Here is a 12,863-nt window from a genome sequence, read left to right as displayed (position 1 = left end):
ATCCCTAAATGAATTTATATATTGGTATGTATTTATTATCCTTTAATACATACATTTCTTCTCTCTTTATATCTATAAAGGCATCTTCAACTATTTCAGGAATATTACTTTTTATATAACTTGCTACTAAATCTGGTGATAAATGTTCTCTACTACCTGAAGAAACAACTATGTTTAAAATTAATTCGTCATTGTTAATCCAATATTTCATTTCTTTAATCATAGTCTTTAAATTAACTTCTTTTTCACCTTTTTTACTTTTCTTTATAGTAGTCCAATCTGATTTTTTATCTAATTCTTTCATCTTTTCTTCAGCTATTGTAGAATCTTCACATATCATTTTTATAGTAAACCTTGCTGCATCTATTAATGCCATAGTTTGAGGAATCTTTTTTTCCCCTTCTTTATTTACTACTTTTTTAGCATTTAAAAATTTAATTCCTGATGCAGTCTTTTCATTTAATCTAGCTACTATTTCTTCTTCATTTAATTCTTCTACTAATACTATATCCATATATTCAGCATCTGAATAAACACCAACAGATAAAGGTTGTGCTATTGACATTGCCATGTGCGGATTAAATCCCTTTGAATATTCCATAGGAAGATTTGCTCTTCTTATTACTCTTTGCAAAGTTCTCATTAAATCTAAATGAGATATAAATTTAATGCTGGATTCCTTAGTAAATTTAATTATGTAACGCACCTTCAAAACACTTCCCTTCTTTAAAATTAACATTTACTCCACAACCTGTACAACCCTTTCTACAGTTTTGTGTAAGTTCTGCTCTTTTTGCTTTTTCATTTTCAACTTCTAAATATCTTCTATTAACTCCAATATCTATAAAGTCCCATGGAAGTATTTCATCATAGCTTCTATCTCTGTAAACATAGAAGTCTTCATCTATATTACATTCCTTCATAGCTTCCATCCATATATCATATTTAAAGTATTCTGACCATCCATCAAATTTAGCACCTTTTTCGAAGGCCTTTATTAACAATTCACAAGTTCTTCTATCTCCTCTAGCAAATACAGCTTCCATAAATGAAGTTTTTTGTTCATGATAATTATAATGAATAGCTCTAGTTTTTATAGATCCCTTAACAGCATCTATCTTTTGCCATACTTCATCTGGTCTAGCCATTGGTGCCCATTGGAATGGAGTAAAAGGCTTTGGTACAAGTATTGATGTACTTACTGTAATCTTTAATCCCTTTGCTCTCTTTTCTTTTGGAATCTCATAGTATACTGCCGCCATTTTTTCTGCAAGCTCACCAATACCAGCTGCATCTTCTATTTCTTCATATGGAAGCCCTAATATAAAGTAAAGCTTAATAGTGCTCCAACCTGATTCAAATGCACTTTTAGTAGCTTCTAAAATTCTTTCTTCAGTTAATCCTTTATTTATAATATCTCTCATTCTTTGAGAACCTGCTTCTGGAGCAAAGGTTAATCCTGTTTTTCTAACCTTTTGGATTTCCTTTATTAAATCAACTGAAAATGCATCTACTCTAATAGATGGAAGTGCCACCCCTACATTTTTATCTCCATGTTCTAGAATTAAACTGCTTACAAGATTTTGTATATCTGAATAATCACAAATACTTAATGATGCTAAAGATACCTCTTGATATCCAGTTGCCTCTATCATCTTTCTTGCTTGATCCATTAAAGTATTAGTTGTTTTTTCTCTTACAGGTCTATAAATCATACCTGCTTGACAGAATCTACAACCATTAGTGCATCCTCTTGAAGTTTCTAAAACTACCCTATCATGCACTATTTCAGAATAAGGTACTATCATATCTAATGGGAAATCTACCTTATCAAAGTTATTTATTATTCTCTTTTTAACTTTAGCTGGAACGTCATCATACTTTGGTTTAAATTCTTTTATAGTTCCATCTTCATTATAAGTAACATCATATAAAGAAGGTACATATACGCCCTCTATCTTAGCTATTTCTCTTAAAAATTCTTTTTTCTTACCTTTTCCTTTATATTTCTTATATACATCAAGTACATCATTCATGATTTCTTCACCTTCACCTATTTCAAAGAAATCAACTATATCATATAAAGGTTCTGGATTATAAGCACAAGGACCACCAGCCATAACTATAGGCTCATCTTCTCTTCTTTCAGAAGCTCTATAATTTATTCCAGCCATATCAAGCATATTTAATATATTTGTATAACTCATTTCATATTGAAGAGTAAAACCTAATATATCAAACTCAGTAAGTGGATCCTTTGTTTCTAAAGTCATTAAAGGAATCTCATTTTTTCTAAGTTCTGCTTCCATGTCTGGCCAAGGTGCAAAAACTCTTTCACAATATGTATCTTTTCTTGCATTTATAGTATGATAAAGTATTCTAGTTCCTAAATGAGACATTCCTACCTCATATACATCTGGAAAACAAAAAGCAAATCTTATATCAACATCTTTTGGATCTTTGACTACTTGATTTAATTCTCCACCAACATATCTTGATGGTTTTTCAACCTTATATAGAATATGATCAGTAATTTTTTTCATAATCATTCCTCCTAAAACGAGAATTCAAATAGGTGCTATCACAAACATTTTACATTGTGCGATAGCACCTATATCCTTTCCATTCTAGCATATATAAAACTAAAGGTAAATCTATTACTAACATATATGCTGCTGATAATTTAACCATTTTTAATATTATTAGGATTTTTCAATTATATATTCCTCCAAAGTCATATTCCCATATATCTTTAAAGCTTCTATAAGCTCATCTTCATGTAATATATGAATAAGCTTCATATCATCATCTAATATATAAAAAGTATTAAACTTATTTCTATCTACTAGAGCCAATACATTAACAAGGCCCTGCTTGTAATAAACTGATATGCTCTTATTTTCTATATATCTATCTTTTAAAAGCTTTTTTCTTTTTTTAACTATGTTACCCATAGTTATATACATAGATGTATGTTCTTCCATTCTAGTAATATAAATTATAATTATCGCTCCTATTATCATACTAAAATTTAAACTATGTAGAAATATATATATATAAGCTCCTATTACTATAAATAAACCTGCTATTATAAAACTTATTATACTTATAATTTTTTGAGCTCTTTTAAATAAAATTTTTTTAGACAAAATTATTTCTAATATTCTAGATCCATCTAGAGGGTATGCAGGTAATAGGTTAAATATAGCTAAGCCTATGTTTAAATTAATACTAGTTTCTATAAAGCTATTATTATACTTAAAACTTAAAATATAAAAAAGTACTGCCATTACTATATTAAATGAAGCCCCTGATAAATATATAATTATTTTTTCCTTATCTTTTAAAATATTTATATCTGAAAGCTCTGCATTTAATCCAAATATATGAAAGCTTATATTATAAAACTTACATCCATATTTTAAAGCTATAAGTATATGAGTAAGCTCATGTAAAAACACCCAGATAAAAGCAAATATAAACATCCTATTATAGCTACATACTAATAATATCAATAGTATTTCTGCTAATATCTTTTTTGTCTCTCTATTCATTTATATCTCCCTATAAATTGCTACAATTCTATATAATCACCTTCTATTTCTAAGATTTATATATCTATAAATCTAAAGTTTTGTTTATATCATCTAACTTTATATTAGAAATTTCACTTATTACATTCGTATATTTTTCTTCTATATTTTTCAATATATCCTTATAATCAAAACCAAGTTTATCTACTCCAGATAATAATTTTTCATAATTGAAATTACTACTAACTGCCGCCTTACAAATTTTGTAAAGTTCCTTTGCCTCACTATTGGGTAATACTTTCAATGTAAATACTCCTAGAAATAATACAAATGTACATATCATTCTAATTATAAATCTATCAATATATTTAAATTTTTTCTTTTCAGACTTTACTCCATATGTACCGCTTCTATAAGTATAATTTCCTACATTTGCAGCGCTTGGATATATATCGTCTCTTGTGCTACCTACTTTATCTATTTTATTTGTTTTTCCCTTAACTTTTCCTCTTACTTTATCATAATAATCTTTATATGCATCACTATAATTATTAATCATACTCCTCTCTCCTACCCTTAATAATGTATTTATATTTACTCATAAATAATTTTATGCTAAGACATAAAAAAAAGAAGGCAATTGGCCTTCTTTCATTAAAAATATATTTTTTTTCTTCTCATTCCTACATTTAAAACTAAACCTATTGACATTACTGTAGTAAGTAGTGAGCTTCCTCCATAACTAATCAGAGGTAAGGTTATACCTGTAATAGGCATAAGACCTATTGTCATCCCTATATTTTGTAATAGTGCAAATAGGAAATATGCAACTAAGCCTACGCAAATAATTGATCCAAAGGTATCCTTAGCAGTTTGCCCAATGGCTATCATCCTTGCAATTAACAATCCATAAAGTAAAAGTAATGTGCATGCTCCAACTAATCCCCATTGTTCTGCAACACTTGCAAATATAAAGTCAGTTTGAACTTCTGGAACATATTGAGATGCATATCCAACTGAAGATTCTTTAGTTATTGAATTACCTTGTAATCCTAATGTTCCTCCATTACCTATACTGATAAGAGAGTGTTTAAGTTGATACCCTGATTCTGAAGTATCAGATTCTGGATTTAAGAATGAAGTTATTCTTGTTTTTTGGTAAGGTTGTATTAAGCCTGAGTTCCAAACAATTAATATTGCTATAAGTAAAGATAATAAACCTCCACCTATTATTCTTATATCTAATCCACCAATAAAAAATATTCCTACTACTATAAAGAATAGTACCATAGTCATTCCCATATCAGGTTGAATTACTATGAAAACAGCCGGTATAACTGCATATACAGCCATCCTAAAGAAATTTTTCCATTCATTTATAGTTCCATTCATTTCTTCTAAGGTTTTACCTAACATCATAATAGTAGCTATCTTTGCTAATTCTGCTGGTTGAAAGGATACTGGTCCAAATTTTATCCATCCTCTTGCTCCATTTATATCAGAACCTATAAACATGGTTAATATAAGCAAAATTATAGATCCCCAATAAAATAAAGGAGTATAGGATTTTAATAATGTATAGTCAATTGCTAATACAAAATACAATGCAACTAAGCAAATTAAAAACCACATGGATTGCTTTATAAGGAAGCTAGTTCCATATTTTGATTCAGTTGCTAAGTATATATTCACTATTCCAATTATTATTAAAGAAATCATTGAAAATAAGACTAATTTATCTATTTCCTTAAGTTTTTTAAAGTCTATTCTAAAATGCGATAATGGTATCATTTCTTTATATTTCACCTCCGTCTTTCAACCTAGATTTATTATATCCAAAAACACTTCATTTCTCCATAATATATCTAATAAGTAACTAAAATTTAAGAATTTATTCATTAATTTATAGAAAATAAGTAACTACATTATGTTAGTTGCTCCGTTGCAAGCTCCAAGTTGCACTAACATAATATAGTTACTTCTAAAAACTTAAGGTAATAATTCCTCATTCACTTGGAATTATGAATTTCTGTTTCGTTACTATAATTAAAAATTTAAAACCTTAGTTGTTGAGTTTCTACCTTCTGCTTATTATCTAATTTTTAATATTCTTAATTGGAATATTAGCAATTAATGACGGATTATTACCCTCTAAATTTTCACTTTTACTTACAGCTATCTCCACATCATCAATATCTATCTCTATATATTTTGATAATACCTCCAATATTTCCATCCTTATCTTATCAAGGGTTTCATGAGGTAAATCCCCTCTATCATGTATTAATATTAGTTTTAATCTATCTTTTGCCACGTCCTTAGGTGTTGGCTTATTCGAAAATTTCCTAAAAAAATCCACCTCTCAAATCCCCCTTTTAACGCTTAAATAATCTTTTTAGTGATGCGAAGAATCCTTCTCCCCCAGTTTTTAAATCAAGTAAAGGAACTTCCTCACCAGTTATTCTTCTTGCTATATTTCTAAATGCTTGACCAGACATTGACTTATCATCTAAAACTATAGGTTCTCCCTTATTAGTTGATACAGTTATGTTCTTGTCATCAGGAACTACTCCTAATAATTCTATTGATAAAGTTTCAATTATATCAGGAACGTCTAGCATATCTCCTCTTTGAGTCATTTCATAATTTAATCTATTAATTATTACAGCATGATCATCTAATCCTTTAGCATCTAGCTTTCCAATAACTCTATCTGCATCTCTAACTGAAGTAATTTCAGGATTAACTACTACAATAGCTCTATCAGCACCTACTACTGAATTTTCAAAACCTTGTTCAATTCCAGCTGGGCAGTCTATTATAACATAATCAAAATCCTCTTTTAATTGATTTACTATTTTTAGCATATCTTGAGGTCTTATATCATCTTTATCTTTAGTTTGAGCTGTTGGTAATAAACAAAGATTTTGATATCTTTTATCCTTTATTAAAGCTTGTTTTAATCTACATCTATTTTCTATAACATCTGAAATTGTATAAACTATTCTATTTTCTAATCCCATTAATACATCTAGATTTCTAAGTCCAGTATCTCCATCTACAACTACGACTCTTTTATTTAAAGCAGCTAAAGCAGTCCCAATATTAGCTGTAGTTGTTGTTTTTCCAACTCCACCCTTACCTGATGTAATAACAATAGAAATTCCCATTTTTTAATCTCCCTCCAACACTATATATATTTCTTTGGTAAATATGGTTCTACCACAATAATATCATCCTTAATTTTTGCTAATTCTGGGTAGGATGGCTTAACTCCATCATCAGGTGCAATAGTAACTATATCTGCAATTTGAAGTATTTCTGGCTGAAGGTTGAATGCTGATATTACAGCTTTTTTATTTCCACCTAACCCAGCATGCACTTGTCCTTTAATAGTTCCTAAAACTACTATATTTCCTCCTGCATAAACTTCTGCTCCATGATTAATATCACCGATAATTACTATATTTCCATAATATCTAACCTGTTGTCCACCTCTTATTGTCTTTTTTATAAACTTTGTTTTTCCTTCATATATTCCATTAAAAATTTTATTTTCTTTCTTATCATTGGATTCTACTTTTTTAATATCTTCAAATATGCAATCCTTTATTTGAATCCTTTCAAATAAGACATCCTTTAACTTTAAGATATCATCTTCCTTTAATAGCTTTAAGTTTGTTTCTATGGTAAGAGATGAACCTTTGTAAAAACCTTTACCCACTGATAACTTTTTAATTAAAGCATCTAACATATCATTAAAACTATCAAATTTATCCATATCTATTGTTGCATTAATACCATCCTTGGTACCTTTTATTTGAATGCTACTATGTACTTTCATTGGTCACCCTCCACCAATTACCTTAACTTATTAATAATACTGTTACATAATTCTAATTATACAATTATATTATATAGTTTAACAACCTAATTTTGTATTTAATTAAAAAAGCAGTTAAAAATAATTATTACAAATTAAAAAGCTGAGAAAACTCAGCTTTTTTAATTTGAAGTATTAGAATTTGTATTTCCTGTTATATTATCTAATGTAATGCTATCATCCTTATTATCCTTAAGAGGTGATTCTAAAACATATTTTCTAAAGGATTCTGATTTAGAAGCATAATTAGGATCTAGTTCTAATAACTTTTCTTTAAAATACGCTTCATATATAGCTTTATGGATAGTTGCACCTTCACTACCTCTCTTACCATCATAAATAGTTGAGAATATAACTATTTCTGGATCATCTAAAGGTGCCATACTAATATAGTTACCATAAGCTAATCTTCCTTGAATAGTATAATTTTCATCTGTACTAAAGTCGGCAGTACCTGTTTTTCCTCCAACTTTAATTGGGAAGTTTGCAAAACTTGTATAAGCTGTTCCGTTACTAGAACTTGTATTAACTCTATACATACCATCTTTAACAGCTTGAATATATTCTTCTGGTATATCTAATTGATCTACAACTTCTGGTTCATATTGTTTTATTACTTCTCCACTTGGTGATGTGATTTTATCAACAAGAGTTAACTTATATCTAGTTCCTCCATTAGCTAATGTTGCAACATAATTTGCAATTTGTACTGGTGTGAAGTTATTCATACCTTGCCCAATTGCACTAGATATAATTTGTCCTGGAGTTTCAATTTGAACTGTAAGATTACTAATAACATAATATGCTAAAGCATCAGATATTACTCCTGCTTCTTCATCTATATCTACAGTTCTTTTTTGAGAAGTTGTAACTACTGAAGCTTTAAACTCATCAGATAAATTCATCACATTCTTAATATATGGAAGTAAACTTTCTGCATATGCAGTAGTATCTCTAACTTGCTCATCTGTTCCTACCTTTTCTAAAGTATCCTTCATATAATCTTTCAAAGCAGTTTTTGCTTCTTTTAAATCATCTGAATCACTATCACTATCTTCTATATTAAGTGGAACAAAAGAATAACTGTAGTAACTTCCAGCCTTTAATGCATCTACTATTTCATACATTGGTGTATTTACTACTTGATTCTTCCATGACTTAAAGTTATAAACTTGCCCGAAATTTTCTTCAATTTGTATACCTGTAGATGTGTTAACTGAGTTTTGATTGTCTGGATCTGCACCAAGACCAAATTTCCATGCATATTTAGCAAGACTATTTAAGGACTCAATATCTCCTCCATTATTTTTCCACAATCTATATCCTAATTCATAGAAATAGTAGTTTGATGATACTTGTAAGGCCTTTCCTAAATCAGTAGCACCATTTGCTACACCCTCAAAGTTTTTTAATATCATTCCAGGTAAATCCTCTTTACTCCATGTGCCAGAAGTATCATTCATAACTTCTGATGTTGTAACAACACCTTCCATTAATGCTGCAATTGCAGTAAGAGGCTTAAAGGTTGATCCTGCTGGAAGAAGCCCTTGAGTAGCATAGTTGAAGAAACGCTTAGGATAAGTATCAAATTTATCTTCTCTCTTTCCTGTCTCTTCATTTACTGGGAATAAATAATCTATCCCTCCAGTAGCACCTGTTCTTTTTATATATTCTGTAGCATAGCTTTCTATATCTGGATTGAAATACTCCTCTGATAATTCATCAGTAAGCATTCCCGGAATAGTAAACACATTAGGATCATATCCTGGATAACTTACCATTGCAATTATTCTTCCCGTTTTAGCTTCTATTGCTACTACTGCTCCTCTAGTTGCATTTGGTGCTATACTCTTTATACGTTCCATTGTATCTGCCATTGCTTGTTCAGCAGCATATTGAACATTTTTATCAATTGTTAAATATACATTATTACCTGGATAAGCTTCTAATTCAAATAATTCTTCTGTAACTCTCCCCATTGAGTTAACTTTAACTGTAGTTCCACCCTTTGTACCTTTTAATTGGTCTTCAAAAGCAGCCTCTATACCTGCAACTCCTATTAAGTCTGAAGATGCATCATATCCTCTTAATTCATAGTTTTCTTCTTTAGAAGAATCTATAGAAGATAAATATCCTATTACTCCAGATGCTAAACTACTATATGGGTAAAATCTAATAGGTTCAGTACTAACATTTATTCCTGGTAAATCATTTAATTTTTGATAAATTATAAAAGCTGTCTCTTCTTTTATATTCGATGCAATTGTTACTGATCTATACCCTTCAAAACTTTGCATCTTTATGGCATCTTTTATTACCATATAATTTCTTACATCTTTAAGAGAGTATGTTTTTAATAGTTCATCTAAAATTTCTTTTCCAGATAATTCTTCATATTTTTCATCATAAGCTTCAACTCTTGCATTATAAGACTTACTAGATTCTCCTTCTTCTTGAACTGGAGCTGGATCTACAAGTTCTTGAAGGCTATAAGTCTTAATAAGCTTATAGAAGGTTTCTTCTGGTGATATCTCAAGTAATTTGCTGTTAACTTGAGTTGTTTCTTCATCAGTAAACTCTGTTTTTTCACTACCAAATAATTCTTTTTGTATTTCTTCGTTTAGACCTCTATCTCTTTTAAATCTAGTTTCAACTATTTTCTTTGTATCTGCATCATCTGTTGTAAATTCAAAATAGAAATTTCCACTACTATCTATTTTAAGTATTAAATCATCATCAAAAGTTTCTCCATTTTCAGAAAGTATATCAAATACTTTGCCCATTGTGTCATAAAAATTTTCATTTTCATCATCAGGTTTAGTATATGTTAAGGTATATGTTTGAATATTAGTAGCCAAAACATTTCCTTCACTATCGTATATCTTCCCTCTAGGTGCCTTTTCAGATATAAGTCTTGTAGAACTGACATCAGCTTTTTCTTTATAATCCGAATGCTTATAAACTTGAAGATAAACTAACCTTCCAATAAATGTAGCAAAAAGTGCTATCAATATGATATACAAAACAACATATCTAGAAATTTTCTTTTTCTTTTTAGGTTTATTTACTATCATTTAAACCTCCATGCCCTCTCTCTATAATTATTATCATAAAGCCTTAAAACAAAACCATACCCTAAAAACATTAATACAGCACTATATATAGAAGAATATATTCCAACTTCAATATTTATAGTTTTCCCTGCTAATTTTAATAATATAAAGATTGAAAATACCTTTAATATATACAGCAATCCCATAGAAATCACTGGAATAAGTTTTTTTTCTCTATAAATATTTTCACCAATAACTGCTGCAAGTAAGCATATAAGCATATTTACTAGAGCGTTTATTCCAAAACCATTATAAAAATATATATCCTGCATTAATCCGGAAATAACCCCAATGAATACAGCTTCACTTTTACCATTTATAATAGAATAGGCTATTGCAAAAGTAAAAAGTAAACTTGGATATGCTCCCTTTATTGCTAAAAAAGGCATAAGAGAATTATCAAGTATTAAAAGTACTAATGAAATTATAATCAAAATCCATTTTTTCATAAACTACCCTCTAATTATCATATTTTACTTCTCTTGTTTCATTTGGGATTATTACAAATAAATCTTCCAATTTATCAAAATCAACATATGGTTTAACTATAGCAGTTTTCATTACTTTAATTTCATCACTTTCAACAGATACAACTTCCCCTATTCTAATATCCTTAGGGTAAACTTGCCCAAGTCCAGAAGTTACTATGACATCTCCTTCTTTTATTTCTGAATCCAAAGATAAGTTAGTAATCTTTGTTAATCCACTATTAGAACGAGTAACATATCCTTTAAGTATTCCTGCAGTTTCTCCAGTACTATTAACCTTAACAGAAATAGCTATATTTTCATTTAATAAGCTCTCAACTATAGCCCAATTAGTTCCTGTACTGGTAACCTGTCCCACAAGACCCTTGTCTGCAATGACAACCATTCCCTTTAGTATTCCATCATTTTCACCTTTATCTATTATATATCCATCAGAATAACTTTCTCCACTATATCCAATTATATTACATCCAATATAGCTGTAATCATTTTTTGAGTTTTTAAAATTTAAAACTTCTCTTAATCTATCATTTTCTTCTTTAAGTGTATCGTATTCTAAAAGTTTATTTTGTAATTCTATATTCTCCTTAGTTAATTCATCATTTTCATTCTTAACCTCAGAAAAATTTAAGAAGAAATCTAAAGTTCCTTTTATTTTATTATTAAAGGAATAAACTACCTTTTGTAGTGGATTTATAGCACTACCAACACCACTTGAAACTGCACCCTTTTCTTCATTATTAATTGTATAAATAATTACGCCTAAAAAGGCAACTGACAGCACTATTACAGTAGCTGCCAGTTTATTCTTACGAAGCTTCATTATTGACCTCTTTGAGTCCTACTTAACTCATCAAAGTTATCTAATGCTTTACCTGCTCCTAATACAACGCAATCAAGTGGTGATTCTGCTATATGTACAGGCATATTTGTTTCATTGTTAATTAGTGCATCTAATCCTCTTAATAATGCTCCTCCACCAGCTAACATTATTCCTTTTTCCATTATATCTGCTGCTAATTCAGGTGGTGTCTTTTCTAGAGTTGTCTTTATTGATTCTATTATTGAATATACAGGCTCTTTTAATGCTTCTCTTATTTGATTTTCAGATACAGTTACTGTCTTTGGAAGACCTGTAATCATGTCTCTTCCCTTTATATCCATTTCTCTTATTTCATCATCAACTTTATATGCTGAACCTAATTCCATTTTTACTTGTTCTGCTGTTCTTTCACCAATCATTAAATTAAATTCTTTCTTAATATAAGCTATTATTGATTGGTCTAATTCATCTCCAGCAATTCTTAATGATTTACTAGTAACTATTCCTCCTAAAGAAATTATAGCTACTTCTGTTGTACCACCGCCAATATCAACTATCATACTTCCTGTAGGTTCTCCAACTGGAAGTCCAGCTCCTATTGCTGCTGCCATTGGTTCTTCCATTAATACAACATCTCTTGCTCCTGCAAATTTTGCTGCTTCTTCTATAGCTCTTCTTTCAACTTCTGTTACTCCTGATGGATAACAAACTATTATTCTTGGGCTAGTAAAAGCACTCTTACTAGTTACTTTTTCTATTAATTTTTTAAGCATTGTTTGTGCTACATCAAAGTCAGCTATAACACCATCTTTTAAGGGTCTAATAGCAACTATATTACCAGGAGTTCTTCCTATCATAAGCTTAGCTTCAGAACCTACTGCAAGTGGCTTTCTAGTTGTACTATTTATAGCAACTACTGAAGGTTCACTTAAAACTATCCCCTTACCTTTAACAAAAACAAGCGTATTTGCTGTTCCTAAATCTATTCCCATATCCTTATTACTACTGAAAAATCCCATATGA

At 29.5% G+C, this 12,863-nt stretch carries 12 protein-coding genes; all 12 read right to left on the bottom strand.

Features of this window, described 5'->3' with window-relative positions; translation table 11 throughout:
- Positions 1-4 precede the first annotated feature (4 nt).
- A complete protein-coding gene (locus ACQPVP_RS02350; protein WP_430847306.1) occupies positions 5-706 on the bottom strand; it encodes a TIGR03936 family radical SAM-associated protein in 702 nt (233 codons plus the stop codon).
- Positions 690-2,543 (bottom strand): TIGR03960 family B12-binding radical SAM protein, encoded by a 1,854-nt coding sequence (locus ACQPVP_RS02345; protein ID WP_430846866.1) that lies wholly within the window; start codon positions 2,541-2,543, stop codon positions 690-692. Before ACQPVP_RS02345 ends, ACQPVP_RS02350 begins: the two co-directional genes overlap by 17 nt.
- Positions 2,544-2,702: 159 nt before the next feature.
- Complete coding sequence (locus ACQPVP_RS02340; RefSeq protein ID WP_430846864.1) at positions 2,703-3,554, bottom strand: site-2 protease family protein; 852 nt, start codon at positions 3,552-3,554, stop codon at positions 2,703-2,705.
- Between the two features lie 64 nt (positions 3,555-3,618).
- Positions 3,619-4,092, bottom strand: coding sequence for a peptidase M23 (locus ACQPVP_RS02335; RefSeq protein ID WP_430846862.1), 474 nt, complete (start codon positions 4,090-4,092; stop codon positions 3,619-3,621).
- A 95-nt stretch (positions 4,093-4,187) separates the two neighbouring features.
- Positions 4,188-5,324: a rod shape-determining protein RodA gene (rodA, locus tag ACQPVP_RS02330; protein WP_430846860.1), complete on the bottom strand. Its 1,137-nt coding sequence runs from the start codon at positions 5,322-5,324 to the stop codon at positions 4,188-4,190.
- A 304-nt stretch (positions 5,325-5,628) separates the two neighbouring features.
- Positions 5,629-5,892: a cell division topological specificity factor MinE gene (minE, locus tag ACQPVP_RS02325; RefSeq protein WP_430846858.1), complete on the bottom strand. Its 264-nt coding sequence runs from the start codon at positions 5,890-5,892 to the stop codon at positions 5,629-5,631.
- A 16-nt stretch (positions 5,893-5,908) separates the two neighbouring features.
- Positions 5,909-6,703: a septum site-determining protein MinD gene (gene minD / locus ACQPVP_RS02320; protein WP_430846856.1), complete on the bottom strand. Its 795-nt coding sequence runs from the start codon at positions 6,701-6,703 to the stop codon at positions 5,909-5,911.
- 20 nt (positions 6,704-6,723) lie between these two features.
- Complete coding sequence (minC, locus tag ACQPVP_RS02315) at positions 6,724-7,377, bottom strand: septum site-determining protein MinC (RefSeq protein WP_430846854.1); 654 nt, start codon at positions 7,375-7,377, stop codon at positions 6,724-6,726.
- 161 nt (positions 7,378-7,538) lie between these two features.
- Complete coding sequence (locus ACQPVP_RS02310) at positions 7,539-10,490, bottom strand: penicillin-binding transpeptidase domain-containing protein (protein WP_430846852.1); 2,952 nt, start codon at positions 10,488-10,490, stop codon at positions 7,539-7,541.
- Positions 10,487-10,978 carry a rod shape-determining protein MreD gene (mreD, locus tag ACQPVP_RS02305; RefSeq protein ID WP_430846850.1) on the bottom strand — a complete coding sequence of 164 codons (492 nt, stop codon included), beginning with the start codon at positions 10,976-10,978 and terminating at the stop codon, positions 10,487-10,489. Before mreD ends, ACQPVP_RS02310 begins: the two co-directional genes overlap by 4 nt.
- 10 nt (positions 10,979-10,988) lie before the next feature.
- Complete coding sequence (gene mreC, locus ACQPVP_RS02300; protein ID WP_430846848.1) at positions 10,989-11,840, bottom strand: rod shape-determining protein MreC; 852 nt, start codon at positions 11,838-11,840, stop codon at positions 10,989-10,991.
- A complete protein-coding gene (locus ACQPVP_RS02295; protein ID WP_430846846.1) occupies positions 11,840-12,859 on the bottom strand; it encodes a rod shape-determining protein in 1,020 nt (339 codons plus the stop codon). Before ACQPVP_RS02295 ends, mreC begins: the two co-directional genes overlap by 1 nt.
- Positions 12,860-12,863 lie beyond the last annotated feature (4 nt).

It is taken from the genome of Clostridium nigeriense, from assembly GCF_050585265.1.
GTDB lineage: Bacteria > Bacillota > Clostridia > Clostridiales > Clostridiaceae > Clostridium > Clostridium nigeriense_B.
Note: the sequence above shows the minus strand (reverse complement) of the source record. Positions and strands in the feature narration are given on the sequence as shown.